This is a genomic window from Micromonospora sp. NPDC048898 (assembly GCF_043198035.1).
In the GTDB taxonomy this organism is placed as follows: Bacteria; Actinomycetota; Actinomycetes; order Mycobacteriales; family Micromonosporaceae; genus Micromonospora.
In genome coordinates, this window is record NZ_JBICUF010000003.1 from 46,952 (window position 1) to 68,889 (window position 21,938).

Genomic DNA, 21,938 nt, shown 5'->3' on the forward strand with positions numbered 1-21,938 from the left:
CGGAGAGCCGGAACCTGACGCCAAGCATGAACGACCTGGCAAGAGCAGGGCGGTACGACGTCTCGGACGGTGCGGCATTCAGCGCATCGGTTGGCGTCCAAGATCGGCCTGTCGGGCTTGACGGGGTGTGGGACCCTCACCATCAGTAGGGATCCCGTTGCACAGACAGGAGTCTGGTGAGCCCAAAACCCCCCAAGCAGCGCGCGACCCGGATCCTGGTGGTGGGCCGGACCGGCGTGGGCAAGTCGAGCATCATCAACTCGGTTGTCGGCGCCTCGGTCGCCGAGACGGGAAAATACCGACCGACGACCGCCAAGATCGAGCGGTACGACGCCAAGTATCGCGAGTCGGCGATGATCCTCATTGACACGCCCGGGTTCGGTGACGCCGGGTGGGACCGGTCCAACGACGAGCGCTATCTGGCGCTGATCGAGCAGGAGGCCGGCGAAATCGACCTTGTCCTGTTCGTCACGAAGCTCGATGACACCCGGGTCGAGCGCAGCGAATACGACGCGATCGGGGCGCTCACGAAGCAATTCGGCAAAGACCTGTGGGACCGTGCCGTCGTTGTGCTCACCCGTGCCGACAAGTTCACCCCCCGCGATTACCCCGAAGACCTGGCCCAGCGAAGCGCGGCGCTGCGCGAGGAAATGGAAAAAATGATCGGGGACCGCGCCCAACGGATCCCCTTCGTCCCGGTGACGAACACTCGCGAACGCACCCCTGATCGGTCACGGTGGATGGCAAAGCTCTGGCTCGCCATGTTGGAGCGGGTGAGCGCGCCTGGGTTCGACGCGTTCGTGCTGTCGACCATCTCGCGGGTCACCAACGAGGACGCCACGGAGGAAGACGACCCTGACCCGACGCGGCAGGCCACCCCGAAACCCCCCAAACCCCGGCGCCGCAAAGGCGCCGCAGTCGCCCCGGCCCCCACGCCCGCTCCGGCTCCAACTCCCCGACGGGCGACCACGCCGAGTGCCGCGATGCCGGCTGCCGTTGTCCGGCCCGTCGATCGGCGCTCGACGTCCACCCCAACCACGACGACCCACTCGTATGTCTCCGACGGGTTGCCCGTTCACCAGACGACGATCAACGTCGGGTCCGGTGTCGCCAATATCACCGTGACCACTCAGCAGAGCGCCGAGACTGAGGCCGTGATCGCCACGAGAGCGTCGACGGGCCTGTTGGACAAACTGAAGGCCGCCGGCTCCTGGATTGTCTCTGGAATTGTGGCCGGAGTCTTCAGGATCCTGGGACAGTAGCGGTCCACCCGAGTCCCGCGCCGCTGTGCCGCCCCGACGCGGGGCTCCCGCGTTGATAAGGTCGCGCCGTGTCGATGTTCCGCAGCCCTCAGGTGGTTCTGTTCAGCGAGGACGTGCCACGCGCCGCCGAGTTCTACACCGGCCTCGGCTTCACCGAGACCTTCCGGGTGCCGGTCGAGGGTGAGCCGATCCACATCGATCTCGTGCTCGATGGCTACAAGATCGGTATCGCCTCGGTGACCTCCACCCGAGACGATCACGGGCTCGACCCCGTACCCCAGGGGCAGCGAGCGGCGATAATCCTCTGGACCGACGACACCGCCGGCGCGTACGCCGACCTCACGGCGAACGGCGCCCCCGCCCTGGCCGCACCGCACCGGTGGCTCGACCACCTGCTGATCGCGTGGACGGCCGACCCGGACGGCAACCCGATCCAAATCGTCCAACGGCTCTGACGCGTCCATGATCGAGCCACAGCGTCCGACACCGACGTACCTCCGTCTGGGCGAGCCGACCGCGTGGAGGAAACCATGGGGTACGAACTGGGTTTCGCACGGCGGATCCTCCTGATGCCAACGAGGTCCACCCCCGTAGACGACGAACGGTCCCTGCCCTGGCGGGAGGGACCGTGTGGCGGTCGGCGTCACCCGTGGGGGGCCGACGCGTGGGGTGAGTTCAGCCCTGCTGGTAGCGCTCGTTGCGTCGAAGGGCCTCTTCGAGTTGGTCCTCGAGAATGATGATCCGGCAGGCCGAGGCGATGTCGGTGCCCTGGTCGCACATCTCCCGGGCTCGCGCGGCCAGGCGCAGCTGATAGCGGGAGTAGCGGCGGTGCCCGCCACTGGAGCGCTGCGGGTCGATCAGTTTGGCGTCGCCGAGCCGACGGAGGAAGTCCTGTGAGCAGCCGAGGATCTCGGCGGCACGGCCCATGGTGTAGGCGGGGTAGTCCTCGTCGTCGAGCATGTCGTCGGATTGGGTCATGAAACCTCCATCACGAGGGCCCCGGTGCTCGGAAGCACCGGGGCCCAAGGGTTGTGGGTCAGGAACACCATCTGCCGACGGAACGTCGGCTTGTCTTGTCCGCACCGGCCGTCGACGACGGCATCGGGTGCGAGGATCGCATAAGCGTGACCGGAGACCACCTCTCGCTCGATGGATACTGCGGTGTCCGCGCCCAGCCCACGACTGCGGCTGGCAGCGGGCGATCCAACGGTGTAGTGCCCTCCCTTGCCTCTGATTTCCTCTGCCATTCCTCGTGCTGTCCGTCGGTGTCCGAGCCCCACGCGACTTCATGGCCCCGACACGGCGACGAACCCTGCTTACCTCGGGTGAAGCCCTGAACGAGCCTCGGCCTCACCCGCAACTTCTCGTGCGTGAAACCAACTGCGACAGAACCGAGCGGGCCCAAAAGCTTCCTGGCCCGGCTCCTTCGCCCTCGGGTGGGGCGGCACGTCGGCGTCTTTACTTGCTCCGTCTTTGACCTCAGGAACGTTAGCTCACGCCGGCAAGAATATCTAGCGCTTCGCGCAGAGATTTTCTCTGTCAGCGCGAGCAACCCCGTCAGCGCGACCGGGACCTGGGTACGGCGAGCGCACCTGTTTGATCCTGGTGGCGACGGGGCATCGTGGCGAAGAGAACGAGCCGAGTCCACAGCGACTGCGGGAGGCACCGATGCCAGCAGGATCGAGCCCGAAGAGGGAACGGCAGTACGAGCACATCAAGGAGAGCGCGCAGGAGCGCGGCGCCTCCGCCGGGCGGGCCAAGGAGATCGCCGCTCGTACGGTGAACAAGGAACGGGCCCGCTCGGGCGAGGCCCGCACGTCGAGCCGGTCGTCGCGCAACGACGTGTCGTCCGCGTACCGTGGCGGTAAGCGCTCCCACAGCGGCGCGCAGGGTCGCACCAAGGAGCAGCTGTACAACGAGGCGAAGCAGCGCGGCATCAAGGGGCGCTCGTCGATGTCGAAGGCGGAGCTGGAGCGGGCCCTGTCGAAGTAGGGCGGCGGGTCAGCTCATCGTGGCCAGCAGGTCCCGACAGGCCCGCTCGCAGGCCCGGCAGGCGTCCGCGCAGATCCGGCAGTGCTCGTGCTGGTCGGCGTGCCGGGCGCACTCGTCCCCACACGACCTGCACGCCGTGGCGCACGTCTCCAGCAGGCTTCGGCTGAGGTTCGCGTCGTAACCGGTGTGTCGGGACAACACCCGGGCCGTGGTGGCGCAGATGTCCGCACAGTCCAGATCTGTCCGGATGCACTTGGTCAGGTCGGCGACCATGTCCTCGCTGAGGCAGGCGTCCGCGCACGCGGTGCAGGCCTGGGCGCAGTCGTTGAGGGCGTCGATCGTCGCCGCCAGCTTCGCGCGGTCCAGGTTGATCGACTTCGGGTACGTCTCCAGCATCGACATCGTGGTGCTCGGCATCGGGGAGTCCTCTCGTCGGGTCCCCTCGGCCGTACCCGAAGTCTCGCCCCGCACACCTCGCCCCGCATACCTCGCCCCGCGCGGTGGTCCCCCGGTCAGCGGCTCAGACCGGCCCCAGCAGGGCGGCCAGCGCGTCGTCGCCCTGGCCGAGCTGCGCTCCGCCGCTCGGTGGCGCGACCAGGAAGCGTCGGCAGCCGTCGAGTTCCACGTACCGGTCGGGGCCGCCGGTGCCGTCCAGCGGCCGCAGCACCGCGAAGCGGGAGGCCGGCGTGGCACAGTCGGCCACCGCCCGACGGTTGGCGAACGCCCGGAGCACGCCCGCCTGGCGCTCGGCCGGGAGCGGTCCGCCGTACACGAAATCACCCGCCGGTTTGCCGCTGCCCCGCTGTGTCGCGGGCACCTGGTAGACGCAGAGTCGCAGCGGCTCGACGGCCGCCGACGTGGGCGGCGCGGGCGGCCCGGCGCGGCCGATGGTGGTCTCCACCGCCACCATGTCCGTCCACCGTTGCGAGCATCCGGCGGCCTCGGCCTCCGGGGCTTCGACCTGCCCGATGGTACGGCTGTCCACGGTGGTCATCGGCAGCTCGGCGAGCGCCGTCAGCACCTCGGCGCGTGGTTTACCGCAGGAGTCCGTCGGCACGTACGGCCGCAGCCAGCGCCCCCGGTCGTCGAGCAGGGCCAACCACGGCGGGACGACCATGTCGAGTGTGCAGGCGATGCCCGCGTCCGATTCCTGGTCGGGCAGGCGTAGCGCGGTGAGCAGCGGCGCGATCTGCTCGGCGCGCTGCTCGGTGGCGACCTGCTCCTGTCCTCCGTTGGGGCCCGGAGTGATGGTCCGCCCGCAGAGCACGGCGGCGACCGGGGTGAAGTCGGGGTCGATGCGGCCGATCTTCGGTTCGACACCGGCCGGTGTCGGCGCCCCCGTGTTCGGCACCGACAGGATCGCGCCGGCCTGCGGCGCGGCCTTGGCGCAGGAGCTCCACGCGTCGACGATCTGGGCCGGGCCGGGATCCTTTGTCCCGCCCGGACCGCTGCCCGTGCCACCGCTGCCCGTGCCACCGCTGCCCGTGCCACCGCAGCCACTCAGCGCCACGCCGAGCAGTGCCACCGCCAGTGCCGTTCGACCCGAGCGCATCCGGCTCACCACCTCTCCATCCGAGGATGGGACGAACGACGGGCGCGCCCGGTTCCGCCCGCGCGGTCCCGGCACCAAACCCGGTGATCGACTCGGGTTCACGAAAGTCGCGGCGTCAGACCACCCGGGACACCCCGACTTTCATGAACCCGAGTGGATCATGCACCGGTCGAGCGGCGCCGAGCAGCGGGCCCGGTGGGACCTGCTCCAACCGCGCAGCCCACCGTGACACATTAGCGACACCGTGCGCACATTGGGTTACGCTCGGCATCACCCATGCTATTCTCCGATGTCGATCTCTGCCGCGCGGACCCCTTCCGGGTCGTTGTCGGAAGGACACCTCCGATGCCGGCCGTTGCCGCTCCCGCCGTGCCGCCGCCTACGCTGGACAATCCCGCCGGTGGTGCGCTCGTCCTCATCTTCACCACGATCCCGGCACTGCTGCGCCTGACCTGCGGTGTGATCGGTGCGGCGGTGGCCCTGTCGGTGCAGGCCCCGCCGGTCGACCCGGCAGTGCTGCTGCCGGGCGTGGCAGCGCTCACCGGTTGGTCGATCTGGTATGCGTACCGCGCGATGCGCCACGGGATCACGGCGTGGCTGGTCGCCGCCGACGTCGCGGTCACCGCGTTGGCCTGTCTCCTCATCCCCGTGCTTGTCGCACCCGGGGTGCTGCCCGGCGAGGGCAGTTGGATCGCCGTGCTGGCCAGCACCACGGTGATCAACGCACAGGCCACCGCCCCGGCGCGCTGGTCGATTCCGGCCGGGCTGCTCGTCACCGTCACGTACGCGACGGGCGCGCAGGCGGCCGGCAACCCCACCGAGGCGCGGGCGCACGCGACCACCCTGCTGGTGCAGACCGCCTGCACGGCGATGATGACGGCGGTGATGCGCCGACGCATCGGCCGCGCCGACCGCGCGTTCGCCGAGCATCAGCGGCTGACCCGGCAGGCACTCGTCGCGCGGGCCGCCCGCGACGCCGAACGCCAGCAGAACCGCGACCTGCACGACACGGTGCTCGGCACCCTCACGATGGTGGGGCTCGGTGCGGTGACCGGGTCCTCGGCCACCTTTCGCGACAGGTGCGGCGCCGACCTGCGTACCCTCGTCGCGCTCACCGACGTCGGCCCGGTGGCCGGCGACGGCCCGGTGCCGCTCGACTGTCGGTTGCGGGCGGTGGCGGGCCGACTGCCCGAGCTGTCGGCGGAGCTGGCCCTGGTGCCGTGCGCGGTTCCCGCCGGGGTGGCCGACGCGATCGGCGAGAGCACCTACGCGGCGCTGTCCAACGTGGTCCGGCACGCGCCGGGCGCGCGGGTCACGCTGCGGCTGACCCGGCACGCGGTCGGCGTCGTGGTCGAGGTCGCCGACGACGGCCCCGGCTTCGACCCGGCCACCGTCCCACCTCATCGGTACGGGTTGCGCGAGTCGATCCACGGCCGGATGGCAACTGTCGGCGGGCGGGCCGACGTGCGGTCGGCGGTCGGGGCCGGCACCCGGATCCGACTGGAGTGGCCCGGTGTCGGCTGATCTCGGCGCTTCGGCGCCCCACACCGTCACGACGGAGGCACCAGACCGGATCGGCGTGCCCGTCCCCCGGGAGCCGGCGTCCACGGCGGGGCTCGCCGCGCCGGCCGCGGTGGCGCACGCGTCCGACCGGGGTGCCCGGATCGTCGCCGTGGCCATCGCACTGGCCTGGCACGTCGCGATCGGGCTGCCGGCGGTGTTGGCCGCCCGGGCGCAGTTCACCGCGCCGACGGTGGTGCTCGGTGGCTGGGCGCTTGTCGCGGTGGCCGGCGCGGTCGCCGGGGTGCGACTGCTGCGCGGCTCGCCGCTGCCGCCGTGGCTGCTGGCCGGGCTGCTGCTGACCGTCGACGTGGCGGTGTTCGCCGCGGTCGGCGAGGAACAGTTGTTCACCGCGGCCAACTGGGTGTGGGGCACGCTCGGCTGGTTCTTCGTGCTGGCGCTGTGGGGTCACCGGGTCGTCGGGCTGATCGTGCTGCTGAGCACCCACGCGACAATCGCGCTGGTCACGGTGCTCGGGCACGGCCCCGACCCGGCCGACGTGGCCCGCTACGTGATGTACGTCTACGGCACGTTCTCACTCCCGGTGGCGGTGTTCGTGGGCAGCGCGACGATCGTGAGCCTGGCTCGCGAGCGGGCCGCCGTCTCCACTGCCGCCCACGCGATGGCGGCGGAGCGCGCTGCCGCCGAACGTGGCCTTCGGGAACGCCGGGACCGGCTCGCCCTGGTCAGCTCGGCAGCCGGGCACGTGCTCGGGGAGTTGGCCGCCGGCCAGGTCGACCCGGACGACCCGGAGGTCCAGCGCCGCTGCGTGTTGGCCGCCGCCCGGCTGCGTCGACTGATCGCCGAGTCCGACGACGTGCCCGACCCGCTGCTGCACGAGTTGCGGGCGGCCGCCGACCTCGCCGAACGCAACGGCCTGCCGATCGACCTGGTCACCATCGGCACGCCGCCGCCGCTGCCGGTGGAGATCCGACGTCGGCTGGCCGAGCCGCTCACCGGCGTCCTCGCCGACGCCCGGGGCTGGGCCCGGCTGACCGTGGTCTCCGGCCCGGAGGAGGTGGTGGTCAGCCTGGTCACACCGGACCGGGAGGGGCCGGACGGCACCGGCCCACCCTCCGGGGAGCACGACGACGGGCAGGTAGAGCACCTCTACGAACGGGACGGAAGCATCAGATGGGCGCAGACCCAGTGGCGGCGGTGACCGGTGACCAGCCGATCAGGGTGGCGATCGTCGATGATCACCCGGTGGTCGTCGAGGGTGTGCGTGCCTGGCTCGCCAGCGAGCCGAGGCTGACCGTACTGGCCACCGGGGACGACCCGGACGAGGTGCTGCAGGCGGCACCGGACGCCGACGTCGTCCTGCTCGACCTGCGGCTGCACGGCCGGATGGCACTGGACAAGCTGGCCGAGTTGAGCGCCACCGGGCGGCGGGTGGTGGTCTATTCGGAGCACACCGACCCGCAGACCATGCTCGCCGCGCTGGACGCCGGGGCGGTGGCCTTCCTGGCCAAGCACGAGGGTCGGGAGCACTGCGTGGCGACCGTACTGGCCGCCGCGAGCGACCGCCCGTACGTCCCGCCCGCGCTGGCCGGGGCGATGGTCGGCGACCCACGACCGGACCGGCCCATGCTGTCCGACAAGGAGCGTGAGGCGCTGCTGCTCTGGTTCCAGTCGATGTCGAAGGCGTCGGTGGCCCGCCGGATGCAGATCAGCGAGCACACGGTGAAGCAGTACGTCGACCGTGCGCGGATCAAATACACCCGGGCGGGGCGGCCAGCCGCCACAAAGGCGGCATTACTCGCCCGGGCGATCGAGGACGGACTCGTTCGCCCGGAGGAGATCGGCATCTACCGGTCACAGGCGACACACGACCGGACGACCCCCTAACAGGCGTCATGACAGCGGGCCTCCGGTCCGACAGGCTTCATCCACAAGCCAGCTGACCGGAAGGTCGTGACGATGCACCCCGACACGTCCCCCTTCTTCATCGGTCCCCACCGGTTCGACGCTGCGGACGACGACGTGGGGCCGGCCCTGGATCGCCGTTACAACCTGTGCCCCGCGCCCGGTGAGCGGGTGCTCGGGCGGCACCAACTGCTTGTCGCGGGCTACCTGCTCGGGCCGAGCGAGGCGCGGCACCGCTGGCAGTTGCCCGGGCCGGTCTCGGTGACCGTCACCGACCAACGGATCTGCTGGGTGGGCAGCGGCGCGCAACTGTCGCTCGTCGTCGATGACGCGCCCCGGGCACGGCCACCCGCTCGACTGAACGGCCTGATGAGCGGGCAGATCCGCTGGCAGTGGCCGTCCCGGTTGGAGTTGCCCGCCGTCGAGCAGGGCGCGCCGACGCAGTTGTTGATCGTCTGCGACGCGTTGCGCACCATCCAGCAGCCGGCGTTGGCCCTGGGCGGAGCATCCGCCGCGGTGGTGGAGTTGGCCCGGCAGGTCCGCCGGGCGGTGGCCATGTTCCGGCTCACCCGCCCCCAGCTTGTCGACCTCTCGGCCCAGGAGCGCGACGTGCTGCTGCTGCGGGCCGGCCCCGGCCTGCTCGCCGGGGACACCCGGGTCACGCTGCCCGGCTCGCTGCCTGTGGAGTTCCACTCCCGGGACGACTACTACCGCACGGGGCCGGAGCCGGCCCCCTGGGGTGGGTTCGCGGGCGGAGCAGCATCCGGGGACCGGTAAGCCCGACGACCCACGCCACGGCGTGCCGGTCAGGTGCGCGCCGCGCCCCGGTCGTCTCGACGTCAGACGCTGGGAGCGCGTTGCTCGTCGGAGGCGTCCAGGGCGGCGGCCTCCTCCGGCGTGGGGGCGCTGCCGCCCAGGTGCGCCGGCAGCCACCAGGTGTCGTCCGGGCCGGCCGGCGCGTCCGGATATTCCCGTTGGGCCCGCTCGACGAGCGCGCTGAGCCTGGTGGTCAGCTCGGTGGCCAGCATGTTCGGGTCCGGGAAGTCCGCCGGGTCGATCGGCTCACCGATCAGGATCGTGATCGGCGTGTGCCGGCGGGTGAGCGTGCGCGGGCGGCCCTTGGTCCAGAGCCGCTGGGTCCCCCAGAGCGCCACGGGCAACACCGGGACCTTCGCCGAGCGGGCCATCCGGACGGTGCCGCTCTTCAGCTCCTTGACGGTGAACGACCGGCTGATCGTCGCCTCGGGAAAGACGCCGACGATCTCGCCGCGCTTGAGGGCGGCGACGGCGGTGCGGAACGAGGCCGCGCCGGCGTCCCGGTCCACCGAGATGTGCCGCATCCCGCGCATCAGCGGGCCGGAGATCCGGTGCGTGAAGACCGACTGCTTGGCCATGAACCGCACCAGCCGACCCGACGCGTTCGCGCCCAGGCCGGCGAAGATGAAGTCGAGGTAGCTGATGTGGTTGCCGGCCAACACCGCCCCGCCGGTGCGAGGGACGTGATGAGCACCCTCGATGGTGATCTTCAGATCGAGGACGCGAAACATCGCCTTGGCGGCGGCGACAACTGGCGGGTACACGAGCTCCGGCATCCGCAGAATCTACCCTGCCAGGCTGCGTGACGGGCCGGCGGCGGCGCGGCTCGCGCGCCGCCGCCGAAGTCGAGCCGGTCAGTCCGCCGACTTGTCCAGGTCCAGACGGCCCCGGGCGAACGCGTCCACCCGGCCCCAGCGACCCGGGATGTCCAGCACCTCGATGCGGCCCATCCCCACCGGCAGCCGTGGCTCGACCGCCAGGTGGCCGTCGTGCGGCTCCAGGCCGAGCATGGTACGCAGCAGCAGCAGCGGCGTGCCTGTCGACCAGGCCTGCGGGCTGCACGCCGTCGGGTACTCCACCGGGAACTTGGTCAGCTCCCGCGGGTAGCCGCCGAACGCCTCCGGCAACCGGCCGTCGAAGTAGGTGGCCGCGTCCAGGATTCCGCTGGCGATGGTCGCGGCCTCCTCGGCGAAACCGTACCGGCGCAGACCCCAGGCGATGAACGAGTTGTCGAACGGCCAGATCGTGCCGTTGTGGTAGCCGATCGGGTTGTACCGGGCCTCCCCCTCGGCCAGCGTCCGCACCCCCCAGCCGGAGAAGAGCCTCGGCCCCACCAGGTGCTGGGCGACCTTTTCCGCCCGCTCCGGTTCGACGATTCCGCTCCACAGCAGGTGGCCGATGTTGGAGCTGAGGATGTCGCACTGCCGGCCGTCCGGGTCCAGGGCCAGGGCGTAGAACCCGCCGTCGGCCACCCACCAGTCCCGGTTGAACCGCTCCTTCAGCTCCGCCGCCTCCCGCTCCAACTGGTCGGCGAACTCCGGGTCACCCCAGAACTGGCGGGCCATCCGGGCGGCGCGGACCTTCGCGTCGTACGCGTACCCCTGCACCTCGCAGGTGGCCCGCGGGAACGGCGGCAGCGTGCCGTCGGAGTAGGAGATCGAGTCCCAGGAGTCCTTCCAGCACTGGTTCTCCAGGCCGGTGTCGGTGTTGCGCCGCTCGTACCAGATGTAGCCGTTGCCGACCAGGTCGGCGTAGTTGTCGATCCACCGCAGCGCCGCGCGGGCCTCCTGCTCCAACTCCTTGACCAGCGCGACGTCCCCGGTCCACCGCTCGTACTCGTCGAGCAGCACGACGAACAGCGGCGTCGCGTCCACCGAGCCGTAGTACGGCGAGTGCGGCTGTTCCTCGAAGGCCGCGGTCTCGCCGTACCGCATCTCGTGCAGGATGCGCCCCGGGTCCTCGTCCCGGAAGTCGTCGAACCGGCTGCCCTGGAGCGAGGCGAGGATGCGCAGCGTCGTCTTCGACAACTGCGGGGTGAACGGCAGCGTCTGCAGGCAGGTGAGGATGCTGTCACGACCGAACATGGTCATGAACCAGGGCAGGCCGGCGGCCGGCAGGGTGGCGCCGCCCAGCGACAGCGGCGAGAAGCGCAGCGCGGCCAGGTCGATCAGCGAGCGCCGGTAGGTGCTGGCCACCCGACCGTGCTGGCTGTTGACCTTCGGCGCGTCCGCGATCCAACGCTCCAGGTCATGTTGGAGGGCGAGTCGCTCGGTGCCGTGCATCCGCAGCCCGAACCGCAGATCGCGACCTCCCGGCCCGACCGCGTGCGTCTCGACGTCGATCGCGGTTTCCCACTGCTCGTTGGGTTCCAGGTGGACGGTGTATGCGAAACCCCGGTTGTCGTACCGGGCCGACATCGACGAGGAGATGGTCGTCTCGCGCCGGAAGTTGCCGCGCCGATAACCCAGTCGGAGCCGGTCCGACTCGGCCTCGGTGTAGATCTCGCCCTTCTTGTTGAGCACCTCGTCCTTGACCTGGAACAGGTCGGCGAAGTCCGACGCCGCTTCCATCCGGATTTCCAGATCGACAGGCTTCTCGTCGTGGTTGAGGATGGTGAGCTGCTCCCGGAAGCTGCCGCCCACCGTGCGCTCCCGAATGATCGACAGCTTCGCGTCCACGTAGTGGGTGGCCACCCCCGGGACGAGGAAGAACCGGGACTCGAAGTACTGCAGGTCGTCGTAGGAGAGCGAGTTGAGCCGCTCGCCGTTGACGGTCAGCACCCAGGTGGACAGAAATCGGGTGTCCAGGGAGAACAGCCCGGTCGGTTCGCTCGGAGTCGCCTCGATGTCGCCGGTGTCCTCGCAGACGACGAACGTGTTGCCGTCCAGGATCCGGACCGTGTTGCTCTGCCCCATCAGTACCCCTCCCCCACGAAGCGTCGACGGGGCCCGCGGGCGTCCGGCGAACTCGGAAAGATCCGCTCCACCTGCACCACCAGCCGGGCGTCACCGGTCACCGTCATGTCGCCACGCAACAGCGCGGCCAGGCCGTGCTCCCGACCCGCGGCGATGTCGTCGAAGAGCATCGGGCTGGCATTGATGACGGTGTCGGCCTCCCGGTCCTCCTGGCTCACGTTCAGCCGACCGTGGTCGATCCTCAGCAGCCAGTGCCGGGTCTGCGCCCCCTCGTGCAGGTCTATCCGCAGCGTCCCGGAGGACTTCGCCAGCAGGGGTTCGTACCCCCGCCGGTCCAGATCCTCGAAGAACCTCGTGGTCGCGTCCACCATCGGGTCCACTCCTCCCAGTTGCCAGGCCCGGGATTCCGCACCGCGCTCACGTCGCGCGGACGGCCGGCGTGGCACGTCCCCGCACGGGTCCCCGCCGGCCCCCCGGTCAACCTCGCCCGGATCGGGTGAGCGACGTCGTCGTCCCGGCACGGCAGCGCCGGCCCTCCCCGGAGGGGAGAGCCGGCGCACCGGTGGCGCGGAACTAGTTGTTCGGGTCGTCGGCGCTGATGTCCGCGAGCACCGACTGCGGTTCACGCTCGACCGCGAGGTCACCCATCGAGATCAGACCGACAAGGCGCCCGTCGTCGATCACCGGAAGCCGGCGTACGGCGTACGTGCGCATCAGGTCCGCGGCGGCCACCACGTCGTCGTACTGACTCACGGTGATCACGTCGCGGGTGGTGATCTGGCCCAGCCGGGTCGACCCCGGCTCCATGTTCTCCGCGACACCCCGGACCGTGATGTCCCGGTCCGTCACGATGCCGACCACGTTGTCGCCGTCGGTCACCACCACGTCACCAATCGCACTGTCACGCATCTCCTGCGCGGCTGCGATGAGCGTCTCGTTGCCGTCCATCGTCACCAACCGGGTCGTCATGAACTCTCCGACCGTTGTCATGGTGCTCCCCTCTCGGTGTCGGCACGCCCCGTCTACCCGCCGCCCGGGAGGGGGTAACGCCGACCGCCGGTGGCTATCCGCGCGAGTGCGGGTGCCGCGGGTGCCGCGGGTGCCGTCGGCGCTGCGGGTGCCGCGGGTGCCGCAGGCGCCGCAACTCGTACAGGCCGCTGCTGGTCAGCGAGAAGAAGATCGGCAACAGCAGGAAGATCACCAGTGCGAGCAGCGGGTTGACCAGGTATCCGACGAGAACTGCCAGCCCGTACCCCAGGACACCGGCCGCGGCCCGCGCCCGTTCGCTGGGAAAGAACGAATCCGCCACGGCGTCGTCCAACAGATCACGATGTCGGGCCAGGTAGTGGTACAGGCCCAGCCAGGTCAGCGAGAGAAACGCGCCGGCCAGGCCGTAGAGGACCACGCCGGCCCGCTGGTCCGCCCGGTCCCCCTCCCGCAGCGCCTGCGAGAGCACCGAGGTGGCGAACGGCAGCAGCGCGGTGCTGAACAGCACCCCGAGGTTGTACCACTGAAGGCCCTTACCGCTGCTGGTCACGCGGTTGAAGGTGGCCCGGTGGTTGATCCAACTGACCGCCACGAACACGTACGACGTCACGTAGGCGAGGTACGCCGGCCACTGCTCGACCAACGCGGCCAGCAGCTGACCGCGTCCCACCCGAGGCGGCTGGAGGTCGAGCACCAGCAGCGTGATGATGATGGCGAAGACGCCGTCGCTGAACGACAGCAGACGGGACGTCTCCCGGCGCAGGGGCGGGCCGCCGGGGCGGGACTCGTCGCTTGTCGTGTCGGCACCCATCCCGCTCCTCCCCGCGTTCCCCGCGTTCCCGCCTTCCTGCGGTGCTGCCTTCCTGCGGTCCTGGCCGCCGCGTCTCCTGGCCGCCGTGTTGGTGAGTCGGCGCGGCAGCGCGTTATACCCGTCGTCGGGCGGCACACCCACCCGTGGGCGACAGACCTCGGCTCCGCTGCCTACCGTGGGCGGATGATGCCGGGCGAGGAGGAGTTGCGGGACCTGGTCGACGGCAGCCGTTGGCTGACCCGGGCGCTGGGCGTGGTGCGTGACTCCGGGCTGCCGGACGCCTGGATCGGCGCGGGCGCACTGCGCGACCTGGTCTGGGGCGAGCGCTACGGCGACGGGTTCGACCCGACGACGGTCCGGGACGTGGACGTGGTCTTCTTCGATCCGACGAGGCTGACCCGCGACGACGACCAGGAGGCCACCGCCCTCCTCGCGCGGGCGTGGCCGCAACCGCCGTGGGAGGCACGCAACCAGGCGGCGGTGCACACCTGGTACGCGGCGAAGTTCGGCGGTGACCCGATCAGCCCGTACCGCAGCGTGGCCGAGGCGATTGCCACCTGGCCGGAGTACGCGACCGCGGTGGCCGTCCGCCTGGACTCGGCCGGTCGGCTGGAGGTGTGCGCCCCGTACGGTCTGACTGATCTGCTGGGTGGGATCTGGCGGCACAACCCGGCCCGGGTGGACGTGGCCGGGTCTCGACAGCGGTTGGCCCGACAGCGCCCGGCCCGGCGCTGGCCCGGGGTGACCGTGATCGAACCAGGCTGACCAGCAGAGTCGGGCGCGTCAGCCCTCGGGCGGCATTCCGTAGATCCGCTCCACGTGCAGGCGCAACACCAGCCGCCCGTCGTCGACCATGGTCTGGCGGTACTCGTCCCAGTTCGGGTGTTCGCCGCGTAGCCCCCGGTAGAGCGCCACCAACTCCTCGACCGTCGCGTCTCCGGGGTCGACGGCGGTTGCGCTCAGTTCGGCGCGCCCATCGACCACCGCGTACGCCCAGCCGTCCTCGCTGCTGACGTGGAAGGTGGCCCGGGGGTCCCGGCGAAGGTTGGCGGTCTTGGCCCGCCCTTCGGTGATCGAGACCCGGATCAGGCCCGCGTCCCGGTCGAAGGAGTGGACCACCGTGGACAGTTGTGGCCGCCCGTCCCGCCTGATCGTCGCCAGCACGCCCATCGGACGGCCGGAGATGAGGTCGGTCAGCGCCTGCTGGGTGCGGTCGTCCGGCACGGTTTCCTCCAGGGGTCGGCTTCATCCCATCCAAGCACGCCCGGCCGGCCACCGCCTCGCCCGCACGCGACCCAGCCCCGCCGACCGCCTTGCCCCCCAAGCGACCGAGTCCCGCCGACCGCCGGCTCGCCCACACGCGGCCGACCCGCCGACCGCCTCGCCTGGACACGGTCGATCCCTCGCCGGGTGTCACGTGGCACGGACACGACCGAGCCCCCGCCGGTCGTCGGCGAGGGCTCGGAGGTGACCGTGCCGGTCAGCGGCGTTCGGCGGCGACCAACTCGGCGAGCTGTACCGCGTTGAGTGCGGCGCCCTTACGCAGGTTGTCGTTGGAGCAGAACAGAGCCAGCCCGTACTCCACGGTTTCGTCGGCGCGGATCCGGCCGACGTAGGTCGGGTCCTGCCCGGCGGCCTGCAACGGCGTCGGCACGTCGGTCAGCGCCACCCCGGGCGCGTCGGCCAGCAACTCGTGGGCACGCTGCGGCGTGAGCGGCCGGGCGAACCGGGCGTTGATCTGGAGCGAGTGGCCGGTGAAGACCGGCACCCGGACGCAGGTGCCGGAGACCTTGAGGTCGGGGATCTCCAGGATCTTGCGGCTCTCGTTGCGGAGCTTCTGCTCCTCGTCGGTCTCGAACGAGCCGTCGTCGACGATCGAACCCGCGAGCGGGAGGACGTTGAAGGCGATCGGCTGGGCGAACGAGCGCGGCGCGGGAAACTCCACGGCCGACCCGTCGAAGGCCAGCCCGGCGGCGTGCTCGGCAACCTTGCGGACCTGCTCGTCCAACTCGGCGACGCCGGCCAGCCCGGCACCGGAGACCGCCTGGTACGTGGAGACGACCAGACCGATCAGCCCCGCCTCGGCGTGCAGCGGGCGGAGCACCGGCATCGCGGCCATCGTGGTGCAGTTGGGGTTGGCGATGATGCCCTTCGGCCGGTCGAGGGCCGCGTGCGGGTTGACCTCGGCGACGACCAGCGGCACCTGCGGGTCCATCCGGAACGCCGAGGAATTGTCGATCACCACGGCCCCCGTCTCGGCGACCCGGGGCGCCAACTCCCGGGCGGTGCCCTTACCTGCCGAGAAGAGCACGATGTCCAGCCCGGAATAGTCCGCGGTCGCGGCGTCCTCGACTGTCACCTCGCCGTCGCGCCACGGCAGCGCACGCCCGGCGGACCGCGCCGAGGCGAACAACCGCACCTGCTCCGCCGGGAACTCCCGCTCCGCCAGCACCTGCCGCATCACGCCACCGACCTGGCCGGTGGCTCCCACAATGCCGATCTTCATACCCCGGAGGCTACCCACCCCACCCCCAAACCCGGCACCCCTTTCCCACCCCCGGGTCCCGCATCACACCCACTCCCACCCCGCCCCTTCCCCCGACCCCCCGCCCAACCCCCACGCCTCCGTTGATCATGGAGTTATTGCCGCGACAAGCCGGGCCCTCGGCAATAACTCCATGATCAACCGGGCGGGGGGCGGGCAGGGGTGGGTGGACTGTTAGGGGAGGAGGGTGCCCAGGGCTGCTGCCGTTAGGTCGTCGCGGATCACTGCCGCGTCGCCCTCGATGACCAGGGTCAGCGCGTCCGGGTGCAGGTGGGTGGCCGCCGCCGCGGAGACCTGGTCCACGTCGGCGGCGAGCAGCGACTCCCGCAGCCGGGCGTGGTAGTCGTCCGGCAGGTCGTGCACCACGAGCGTGGTCAGCGCGGACGCGATCGCCCGGGGGCTCTGCAACTCGACCGAGAGCTGCCCGGCCCGCCAGGACCGGGCCACCTCCAGCTCGTCCTCGGTCACCCCAGCGGCCTGGGTACGGCTGATCTCACCCACCGCCTCGACCAGGGCCGGCACGGTGACCGCGGTCTGTACGCCGGAGCTGACCCCGAACCGGCCGAAGCGCCGGGACGAGGCGAAGTCGCCCCGAACGCCGTAGGTGTAGCCGTGCACCTCGCGCAGCAGGTGGTTGAGCCGGGAGGTGAACGCACCGCCGAGCACCGTGCCGGCGAGGGTCATCGCCACGTGGTCGGGGTGCGCCCGGTGCGGCGACGGGTGGCCCAGCCGCAGCGTGGACTGCACCGAACCGGGCCGGTCCACCAGGATGATCCGCCGTCCGGCCCGCAGCGGCACCTCGATCGGGCCACCCCGCTCGGCCGGGCCGCCACCGGTGCCGGCGAACGCCGCGGCGGCCAGCGCGTCCAGGTCGATCCGGTCCAGGTCACCGGCGACGATCAGGGTGCCGGGGCGCAGGAACCACTCGGAGTGGAAGACCGTCACGTCCTCCACGTCCAGTGCGGCGACCGACTCCGGGTCGCCGTACATCGGCCGGCCCCAACGGTTCTGGGCACCGAACAGGTCCGCGCGCAGCGCGGCGTCGGCCCGGGGGCCCGGGTTGGCCCAGTCCATCCGCAGCGCGGTCGCCTCGTCGTCGCGGACCCGGCGTACGTCGGCGGGATCCAGCCTGGGCGTCCGGACCGCCTCGGCGAGCAGCTCCACGGCGGCGCTGAGCCGGTCCACCGGAACCACCACGCTGGACTGGAACGAGTCCCAGTCCAGTCCGGTCGTCAGCGCGGTGCCGAGCCCTTCGACGGCGAGCGCGTACGCGGCGGCGTCCCGCTGTGCGGTGCCCTCCTCCAACGCCTTGGCCAGCACCCCGGACAGGCCCTCCTTGCCGACCGGCTCCTGGCTCGCGCCCACGTCGAGCAGCAGCAGGGCCACGGCGAGGTTCTGCCCCGGCAGGTGCGCGGCGACGACCTGGCCGCCGGCCACGGCACGGCGAACCACCGGTGGGAACCGGTACGGGCGGGCGGCGCCCGGGCCGGGACGGTCGGCGATCAGCGTCATGAGGTCTCCTCGGGCAGGTAGGTCAGCAGCACCCGGTCGGTGGCGAGCACCTCGGCGGCGGCCTCGGCGATCTGCTCGGCGGTGACCGCGAGCAGGCCCGGCAACTGGTCCGCGATGCGGGCCGGGTCACCGAACTGCGTGGCGTACCGGCCGAGCAGGTCCGCACGACCATCCACCGTGGACAACTGTCGCCACCAACCGGTGCTCAGCAACGCCTTGGCCCGATCCAGCTCGGCGGCGGTGACCGGCACGGTGGCCAACTCGTCGACGACCTCGGCCAGCCCCTCGGCGAGGCGCTCGGCGCTCACTCCGGTGCGGGCGGTGGCGGTGGCGATCAGTGGTGCCGGGGCGTGCGCGAGGTCCACCCCGTACGCCCCGACCAGGTCCGGCTGGGCGATCCGTTCACCGTCGGCGAGCCGCTGGTAGAGCCGGCTGCCCCGGCCGCTGCCGAGGATGCTGGCGAGCACGGTGACCACGTCGTACCCGGGGGTGCCGAACGGGTAGGTGCGGTGGGCGAGGTAGACCCGCGGCGCCGGCACGTCGGCGCTTACCGACTCGATGGCCGTCTGCCCGGTCGCCGGGACGCTGCGCCCGTCCGGGGCGGCCGGGATGTCGACGCGTGCCGGCAGCGCGCCGAAATACTTGTCGGCGAGCGCGAACACGTCGGACGCGGTGGCGTCGCCGACGACGGTGAGCACGGCGTTGTTGGGCGCGTAGTAGGTCTGGTGGAACGCCTGGAAGGTGGCGAGATCGGCGGCGTTCAGGTCGGCCATCGAGCCGATCGTCGCGTGATGGTAGGGGTGCCCCGGCGGGTAGAGCAGCGGCAGCAGGCGCAGCCAGGCGTCCCCGTACGGGACGTTCTCGTACCGCTGCCGGCGCTCGTTCTTGACCACGTCGCGTTGGTTGTCCAGCGTCTCCTGGGTGAGCGCGGGGACCAGCCCGCCCATCCGGTCGGCCTCCAACCAGAGCGCCAACTCCAGGTGCTCGGCCGGGACCGTCTCGAAGTAGTTGGTGCGATCCGGATTGGTGGTGGCGTTGAGCGAGCCGCCGGAGCCCTGGATCAGCTTCATGTGCTCGGTCTTCGCCACGTTCACCGAACCCTCGAACATCAGGTGCTCGAAGAGGTGGGCGAAGCCGGTCTGCCCGGCCGGCTCGTGCCGGGAGCCGACGTCGTACCAGAGGTTGACGGCGACGGCCGGGGCGGTGCGGTCCTCACTCACCACCACGCGTAGGCCGTTGTCCAGTCGGGACGTCTCGATGGGCCAGGGGTAACCGCTGTCGGGCATACCCCGACGCTATCCGATCTCGCGGGCGGAAAGGTGACGTGTGGTCGGCCCGCGAGCCGACCCCGGGCATCGAGGCCGCCGCTCGGGGTACCGGAGGGCCATGACCGTCACCGCACCCCCGTCCCGCGCCGCCGCCGTCGGGCCGTGGCGGCCGGTGGGGCAGATCAGCATCGGTACCCGGCTCAGCGCCGAGGAGGACGCCGCGCTCGCGTTCGACCCGGTGGGCAACCTGCCGCCCGAACTGCGGGCGGCAGGCCCGCTCGCCTGGCTGCGCGAGCAGACCTACCGGGGGTCCCGCCGGGCACGCGGGGCCACTGCTCAGTCCGGCGGCTCGACCGCGACAACGGTCTGATCCGAGGTACGACGTTCCAGCACGGTGTCCGGCGCCGCGTTCTGGTCTGCCTCCCGGATGTCCGACTCGGCGAGGATGGCCGCGGCCTGGGCCTCCGGGTCGTCGCTGCCCACGGCGGCCTCCTCGGGCAGGAGGTGGTGGGCGCGGGACTCCACCCGCTCCTGATCGCTCTGCTCGTCAGTCATGGCACCCCTGTTACCCCGCCCGCACCTCGGGCACGCGGTGTTCGCTCCGCATCTTGGGACGACGGACCGGTCGATCGCGCCGGGTCGGGTACGCTGGCCCCCGTGACGCGTTCCTATCGATGGTTTAGGCAGCCGGCTCGCACGCCGGTGACTTCACCATGAACTGACGTCACCGCGGACCGAGCCGGCTGGGCAGGAGCTGTCGTTCCTGCCCTTTTGCGTACGAGCAGCCGGCTCGTCCCGGGCACCGGCCCCGGGCACGGTCGGCGGAAGGATGCCCACCGTGACGACCCCGGAGACCGATCGGGTCAGCGATCAGCGGATCCACCGTGTCGTGCCGCTGACCACGCCCGCCCTGCTGCATCACGAGTTACCCCTGGACGCCTCGCTCGCGTCGGCCGTGTTGACCGGCCGTCGCGCGGTGAGTCGCGTGCTGGACCGCGAGGACGACCGGCTGCTGGTGGTGGTCGGCCCCTGCTCGGTGCACGACCCGGCAGCAGCACTCGACTACGCGCAGCGTCTTCGTACGGCGGCCGACCGGCTGGCCGACGACCTGCTGATCGTCATGCGGGTCTACTTCGAGAAGCCACGCTCCACGGTCGGCTGGAAGGGCCTGATCAACGACCCGGGCCTGGACGGCAGCGGGGACGTCAACACCGGCCTGCGGCTGGCCCGGGCGCTGCTGCTCGACGTGCTGCGCGTCGGCCTGCCGGTGGGCTGCGAGTTCCTCGACCCGATCACTCCGCAGTACATCGCGGACACGGTGGCCTGGGGTGCGATCGGCGCCCGCACCGTGGAGAGCCAGGTGCACCGCCAGCTCTCCTCCGGTCTGTCCATGCCGATCGGCATGAAGAACCGCCCGGACGGCAGCATCGGCACGGCGGTGGACGCGATCCGCGCCGCCGGGGTGCCGCACGTCTTCCCCGGCATCGACTTCTCCGGCACCCCGGCGATCATGCACACCCGGGGCAACACTGACGGTCACCTGGTGCTGCGCGGTGGGGGCGGCCGACCCAACTACGACGCGGATTCGGTGGCCGGAGCGCTCGACCTGCTTCGCGCGGCCGACCTGCCGGAACGCCTGGTGATCGACGCCAGTCACGCCAACAGCGGCAAGGACCACCGCAACCAGCCCAAGGTCGCCGCCGACGTGGCCGCCCAGTTGGCCGCCGGCCAGCGCGGGATCACCGGCGTGATGTTGGAGTCGTTCCTGCTGCCCGGTCGTCAGGAGCTCGACCCGACCCGGGAGCTGGAGTACGGCCGGTCGGTCACCGACGCCTGCCTCGGTTGGGACGACACCGCCGAGGTGCTCGACCACCTGGCCACGGCCGTGCGGGCCCGGCGGGCCACCCTGCCGACGACAGTGTGACCGTCGACACTTCGCCGCACGGAACACGAGCGGGGGTCGGCTCGTTGACAGGGGTGTCGGTGTGTCCAGTGTCCCCGGGCCTCACCTAAATAGCCTTCGCGGAATACCGTCCGGCTGGAGCCGCGTAGTGCCACTCGCCGAGAGGCGACCTGCACACCGACACCAGCGCCGCCCCCGGCTCACGAGGCCGGGGGCGGCGCTGTCTCTCTGTCGGTCGGCCCGACGGCTGGCCCGACGGTCTGCCCGAACTCCGGCCAGACCGGACGGGCCGAGAAGACCGGACGGGCATCAGCCGCTCCCTTTGCTCTGCACCCGCCCACGCACCACCTACGGTGCCTGACTGGCGCATCCGCGGGTGCAGAGCAAAGGGACCGCAGGGGTACCGGGCAAAGGGAGCCTCGCAGGGTCATCGCCCGGCGGCGGAGACGAGCCACCGGGGTAGGTTTGACCGATTCCGCCCCGGGTAGCTGATCGGCGTGACCGACGACGCATCCCAGGCAGGCGAGCCGGACACCCGAGCCCTCGACGACCTGCTCGACGACATCTACCGGGGGCAGGAGCGGGTCGAACAGGCGGAGATCTACCGCCACGCGGTGGCCGCCGAACTTCCGCCGGACCTGCTCGCCCGCATCGACGCGCTGCCCGAGGGCGAGTACGCGGTGGACGAGGCCAGCGACCTGCTGGGCGGTTCGATCGGCTGAGCGACCGCAGAAGGGACACCGACATGACGCACCACGAGGACCACGACGAGAAGGTGCCGGCGCTGGGTCAACCGCCGAAGGGCAGGGACACCACGCCCGAGCCGGACTTCGCCAACGAACACGACCGCACCGCGGTGGACCGGGACATCATCACCGGGGCGGACGAGGACGAACGGGAGCCGGAGTCACCGCACGGCTGGTCCGGCATGCAACGCTGAGGTCCGTAC

At 71.3% G+C, this 21,938-nt stretch carries 25 protein-coding genes; 12 read left to right on the forward strand and 13 right to left on the reverse strand.

The window, feature by feature from the left end; all coding sequences use genetic code 11:
- Positions 1 to 176 precede the first annotated feature (176 nt).
- On the forward strand, positions 177 to 1,262 hold the full coding sequence (locus ACGFIQ_RS10470) for a GTPase (RefSeq protein WP_393242318.1): 1,086 nt from the start codon (positions 177 to 179) through the stop codon (positions 1,260 to 1,262).
- A 74-nt stretch (positions 1,263 to 1,336) separates the two neighbouring features.
- Positions 1,337 to 1,717, forward strand: a complete 381-nt coding sequence (locus tag ACGFIQ_RS10475; RefSeq protein ID WP_393243168.1) for a VOC family protein — start codon at positions 1,337 to 1,339, stop codon at positions 1,715 to 1,717.
- A gap of 220 nt (positions 1,718 to 1,937) precedes the next feature.
- On the opposite strand, the gene ACGFIQ_RS10480 is transcribed toward ACGFIQ_RS10475, so the two are convergent.
- Positions 1,938 to 2,240: a MerR family transcriptional regulator gene (locus ACGFIQ_RS10480; RefSeq protein WP_357067091.1), complete on the reverse strand. Its 303-nt coding sequence runs from the start codon at positions 2,238 to 2,240 to the stop codon at positions 1,938 to 1,940.
- A gap of 690 nt (positions 2,241 to 2,930) precedes the next feature.
- On the opposite strand from ACGFIQ_RS10480, the gene ACGFIQ_RS10485 reads away from it, so the two are divergent.
- Positions 2,931 to 3,254 carry a plasmid stabilization protein gene (locus tag ACGFIQ_RS10485; protein ID WP_393242321.1) on the forward strand — a complete coding sequence of 108 codons (324 nt, stop codon included), beginning with the start codon at positions 2,931 to 2,933 and terminating at the stop codon, positions 3,252 to 3,254.
- Positions 3,255 to 3,263: 9 nt separating this feature from the next.
- Here the strand turns inward: ACGFIQ_RS10485 and ACGFIQ_RS10490 are convergent, their stop codons facing one another.
- Positions 3,264 to 3,671, reverse strand: coding sequence for a four-helix bundle copper-binding protein (locus tag ACGFIQ_RS10490; RefSeq protein WP_357525350.1), 408 nt, complete (start codon positions 3,669 to 3,671; stop codon positions 3,264 to 3,266).
- Positions 3,672 to 3,774: 103 nt separating this feature from the next.
- On the reverse strand, positions 3,775 to 4,815 hold the full coding sequence (locus ACGFIQ_RS10495) for a hypothetical protein (protein WP_393242324.1): 1,041 nt from the start codon (positions 4,813 to 4,815) through the stop codon (positions 3,775 to 3,777).
- A 336-nt stretch (positions 4,816 to 5,151) separates the two neighbouring features.
- Between ACGFIQ_RS10495 and ACGFIQ_RS10500 the strand changes: the two genes are divergently transcribed.
- The 4 genes from ACGFIQ_RS10500 to ACGFIQ_RS10515 all read left to right on the forward strand — a co-directional run bounded on the left by ACGFIQ_RS10500 (position 5,152) and on the right by ACGFIQ_RS10515 (position 9,009).
- Positions 5,152 to 6,330, forward strand: coding sequence for a sensor histidine kinase (locus tag ACGFIQ_RS10500; protein WP_393242327.1), 1,179 nt, complete (start codon positions 5,152 to 5,154; stop codon positions 6,328 to 6,330).
- Positions 6,320 to 7,528, forward strand: coding sequence for a hypothetical protein (locus ACGFIQ_RS10505; RefSeq protein WP_393242329.1), 1,209 nt, complete (start codon positions 6,320 to 6,322; stop codon positions 7,526 to 7,528). Before ACGFIQ_RS10500 ends, ACGFIQ_RS10505 begins: the two co-directional genes overlap by 11 nt.
- Positions 7,501 to 8,214 carry a response regulator gene (locus ACGFIQ_RS10510; protein ID WP_393242332.1) on the forward strand — a complete coding sequence of 238 codons (714 nt, stop codon included), beginning with the start codon at positions 7,501 to 7,503 and terminating at the stop codon, positions 8,212 to 8,214. Before ACGFIQ_RS10505 ends, ACGFIQ_RS10510 begins: the two co-directional genes overlap by 28 nt.
- 72 nt (positions 8,215 to 8,286) lie before the next feature.
- The gene (locus ACGFIQ_RS10515; RefSeq protein ID WP_393242335.1) at positions 8,287 to 9,009 is read left to right on the forward strand and encodes a hypothetical protein; all 723 of its coding nucleotides are present in this window, start codon (positions 8,287 to 8,289) and stop codon (positions 9,007 to 9,009) included.
- Positions 9,010 to 9,071: 62 nt separating this feature from the next.
- Here ACGFIQ_RS10515 and ACGFIQ_RS10520 read toward each other — a convergent pair whose 3' ends face one another.
- The 5 genes from ACGFIQ_RS10520 to ACGFIQ_RS10540 all read right to left on the reverse strand — a co-directional run bounded on the left by ACGFIQ_RS10520 (position 9,072) and on the right by ACGFIQ_RS10540 (position 13,761).
- Positions 9,072 to 9,824 carry a lysophospholipid acyltransferase family protein gene (locus ACGFIQ_RS10520; protein ID WP_393242338.1) on the reverse strand — a complete coding sequence of 251 codons (753 nt, stop codon included), beginning with the start codon at positions 9,822 to 9,824 and terminating at the stop codon, positions 9,072 to 9,074.
- Positions 9,825 to 9,902: 78 nt separating this feature from the next.
- Positions 9,903 to 11,963: a glycogen debranching N-terminal domain-containing protein gene (locus tag ACGFIQ_RS10525; protein ID WP_393242340.1), complete on the reverse strand. Its 2,061-nt coding sequence runs from the start codon at positions 11,961 to 11,963 to the stop codon at positions 9,903 to 9,905.
- The gene (locus tag ACGFIQ_RS10530; protein WP_393242343.1) at positions 11,963 to 12,334 is read right to left on the reverse strand and encodes an SCP2 sterol-binding domain-containing protein; all 372 of its coding nucleotides are present in this window, start codon (positions 12,332 to 12,334) and stop codon (positions 11,963 to 11,965) included. The genes ACGFIQ_RS10525 and ACGFIQ_RS10530 overlap by 1 nt, the downstream gene beginning before the upstream one ends.
- 202 nt (positions 12,335 to 12,536) lie before the next feature.
- Positions 12,537 to 12,953 carry a CBS domain-containing protein gene (locus ACGFIQ_RS10535; RefSeq protein WP_357067067.1) on the reverse strand — a complete coding sequence of 139 codons (417 nt, stop codon included), beginning with the start codon at positions 12,951 to 12,953 and terminating at the stop codon, positions 12,537 to 12,539.
- A 73-nt stretch (positions 12,954 to 13,026) separates the two neighbouring features.
- Positions 13,027 to 13,761 carry a TMEM175 family protein gene (locus tag ACGFIQ_RS10540; RefSeq protein WP_393242346.1) on the reverse strand — a complete coding sequence of 245 codons (735 nt, stop codon included), beginning with the start codon at positions 13,759 to 13,761 and terminating at the stop codon, positions 13,027 to 13,029.
- Positions 13,762 to 13,944: 183 nt separating this feature from the next.
- Here ACGFIQ_RS10540 and ACGFIQ_RS10545 point away from each other — a divergent pair, with 183 nt between their 5' ends.
- Complete coding sequence (locus ACGFIQ_RS10545) at positions 13,945 to 14,526, forward strand: nucleotidyltransferase family protein (RefSeq protein WP_393242349.1); 582 nt, start codon at positions 13,945 to 13,947, stop codon at positions 14,524 to 14,526.
- 18 nt (positions 14,527 to 14,544) lie between these two features.
- Here ACGFIQ_RS10545 and ACGFIQ_RS10550 read toward each other — a convergent pair whose 3' ends face one another.
- From ACGFIQ_RS10550 to ACGFIQ_RS10565, 4 genes are all read right to left on the reverse strand, one after another.
- Positions 14,545 to 14,985, reverse strand: coding sequence for a PPOX class F420-dependent oxidoreductase (locus tag ACGFIQ_RS10550; RefSeq protein ID WP_393242351.1), 441 nt, complete (start codon positions 14,983 to 14,985; stop codon positions 14,545 to 14,547).
- Positions 14,986 to 15,241: 256 nt separating this feature from the next.
- A complete protein-coding gene (locus ACGFIQ_RS10555) occupies positions 15,242 to 16,267 on the reverse strand; it encodes an aspartate-semialdehyde dehydrogenase (RefSeq protein ID WP_393242354.1) in 1,026 nt (341 codons plus the stop codon).
- 213 nt (positions 16,268 to 16,480) lie between these two features.
- Complete coding sequence (locus ACGFIQ_RS10560; protein WP_393242357.1) at positions 16,481 to 17,818, reverse strand: M16 family metallopeptidase; 1,338 nt, start codon at positions 17,816 to 17,818, stop codon at positions 16,481 to 16,483.
- Positions 17,815 to 19,104, reverse strand: coding sequence for a M16 family metallopeptidase (locus ACGFIQ_RS10565; protein ID WP_393242360.1), 1,290 nt, complete (start codon positions 19,102 to 19,104; stop codon positions 17,815 to 17,817). Before ACGFIQ_RS10565 ends, ACGFIQ_RS10560 begins: the two co-directional genes overlap by 4 nt.
- Positions 19,105 to 19,204: 100 nt before the next feature.
- Here ACGFIQ_RS10565 and ACGFIQ_RS10570 point away from each other — a divergent pair, with 100 nt between their 5' ends.
- Entirely contained in the window at positions 19,205 to 19,456 is a 252-nt protein-coding gene (locus tag ACGFIQ_RS10570; protein WP_393242363.1) for a hypothetical protein, read from the forward strand.
- Here the strand turns inward: ACGFIQ_RS10570 and ACGFIQ_RS10575 are convergent.
- Positions 19,423 to 19,641, reverse strand: coding sequence for a hypothetical protein (locus ACGFIQ_RS10575; RefSeq protein WP_393242366.1), 219 nt, complete (start codon positions 19,639 to 19,641; stop codon positions 19,423 to 19,425). The two genes, ACGFIQ_RS10570 and ACGFIQ_RS10575, sit on opposite strands and share 34 nt — an antisense overlap.
- A 274-nt stretch (positions 19,642 to 19,915) precedes the next feature.
- On the opposite strand from ACGFIQ_RS10575, the gene ACGFIQ_RS10580 reads away from it, so the two are divergent.
- The 3 genes from ACGFIQ_RS10580 (at position 19,916) to ACGFIQ_RS10590 (ending at position 21,929) form a co-directional block, all read left to right on the forward strand.
- Entirely contained in the window at positions 19,916 to 21,010 is a 1,095-nt protein-coding gene (locus tag ACGFIQ_RS10580) for a 3-deoxy-7-phosphoheptulonate synthase (protein WP_393242369.1), read from the forward strand.
- Between the two features lie 476 nt (positions 21,011 to 21,486).
- Complete coding sequence (locus ACGFIQ_RS10585; RefSeq protein ID WP_393242372.1) at positions 21,487 to 21,711, forward strand: hypothetical protein; 225 nt, start codon at positions 21,487 to 21,489, stop codon at positions 21,709 to 21,711.
- Between the two features lie 23 nt (positions 21,712 to 21,734).
- Complete coding sequence (locus ACGFIQ_RS10590) at positions 21,735 to 21,929, forward strand: hypothetical protein (RefSeq protein WP_091405645.1); 195 nt, start codon at positions 21,735 to 21,737, stop codon at positions 21,927 to 21,929.
- Positions 21,930 to 21,938 lie beyond the last annotated feature (9 nt).

Excerpts from the sequence above, each read along its gene's own strand:
- ACGFIQ_RS10475 (WP_393243168.1), top strand. The coding sequence starts at position 1,337 with ATGTTCCGCAGCCCTCAGGTGGTTCTGTTCAGCGAGGACGTGCCACGC.
- ACGFIQ_RS10480 (WP_357067091.1), bottom strand. The coding sequence starts at position 2,240 with ATGACCCAATCCGACGACATGCTCGACGACGAGGACTACCCCGCCTAC.
- ACGFIQ_RS10485 (WP_393242321.1), top strand. The coding sequence starts at position 2,931 with ATGCCAGCAGGATCGAGCCCGAAGAGGGAACGGCAGTACGAGCACATC.
- ACGFIQ_RS10490 (WP_357525350.1), bottom strand. The coding sequence starts at position 3,671 with ATGCCGAGCACCACGATGTCGATGCTGGAGACGTACCCGAAGTCGATC.
- ACGFIQ_RS10500 (WP_393242327.1), top strand. The coding sequence starts at position 5,152 with ATGCCGGCCGTTGCCGCTCCCGCCGTGCCGCCGCCTACGCTGGACAAT.
- ACGFIQ_RS10510 (WP_393242332.1), top strand. The coding sequence starts at position 7,501 with ATGGGCGCAGACCCAGTGGCGGCGGTGACCGGTGACCAGCCGATCAGG.
- ACGFIQ_RS10515 (WP_393242335.1), top strand. The coding sequence starts at position 8,287 with ATGCACCCCGACACGTCCCCCTTCTTCATCGGTCCCCACCGGTTCGAC.
- ACGFIQ_RS10520 (WP_393242338.1), bottom strand. The coding sequence starts at position 9,824 with ATGCCGGAGCTCGTGTACCCGCCAGTTGTCGCCGCCGCCAAGGCGATG.
- ACGFIQ_RS10525 (WP_393242340.1), bottom strand. The coding sequence starts at position 11,963 with ATGGGGCAGAGCAACACGGTCCGGATCCTGGACGGCAACACGTTCGTC.
- ACGFIQ_RS10530 (WP_393242343.1), bottom strand. The coding sequence starts at position 12,334 with ATGGTGGACGCGACCACGAGGTTCTTCGAGGATCTGGACCGGCGGGGG.
- ACGFIQ_RS10535 (WP_357067067.1), bottom strand. The coding sequence starts at position 12,953 with ATGACAACGGTCGGAGAGTTCATGACGACCCGGTTGGTGACGATGGAC.
- ACGFIQ_RS10540 (WP_393242346.1), bottom strand. The coding sequence starts at position 13,761 with ATGGGTGCCGACACGACAAGCGACGAGTCCCGCCCCGGCGGCCCGCCC.
- ACGFIQ_RS10545 (WP_393242349.1), top strand. The coding sequence starts at position 13,945 with ATGATGCCGGGCGAGGAGGAGTTGCGGGACCTGGTCGACGGCAGCCGT.
- ACGFIQ_RS10555 (WP_393242354.1), bottom strand. The coding sequence starts at position 16,267 with ATGAAGATCGGCATTGTGGGAGCCACCGGCCAGGTCGGTGGCGTGATG.
- ACGFIQ_RS10560 (WP_393242357.1), bottom strand. The coding sequence starts at position 17,818 with ATGACGCTGATCGCCGACCGTCCCGGCCCGGGCGCCGCCCGCCCGTAC.
- ACGFIQ_RS10565 (WP_393242360.1), bottom strand. The coding sequence starts at position 19,104 with ATGCCCGACAGCGGTTACCCCTGGCCCATCGAGACGTCCCGACTGGAC.
- ACGFIQ_RS10570 (WP_393242363.1), top strand. The coding sequence starts at position 19,205 with ATGACCGTCACCGCACCCCCGTCCCGCGCCGCCGCCGTCGGGCCGTGG.
- ACGFIQ_RS10575 (WP_393242366.1), bottom strand. The coding sequence starts at position 19,641 with ATGACTGACGAGCAGAGCGATCAGGAGCGGGTGGAGTCCCGCGCCCAC.
- ACGFIQ_RS10580 (WP_393242369.1), top strand. The coding sequence starts at position 19,916 with ATGCCCACCGTGACGACCCCGGAGACCGATCGGGTCAGCGATCAGCGG.
- ACGFIQ_RS10590 (WP_091405645.1), top strand. The coding sequence starts at position 21,735 with ATGACGCACCACGAGGACCACGACGAGAAGGTGCCGGCGCTGGGTCAA.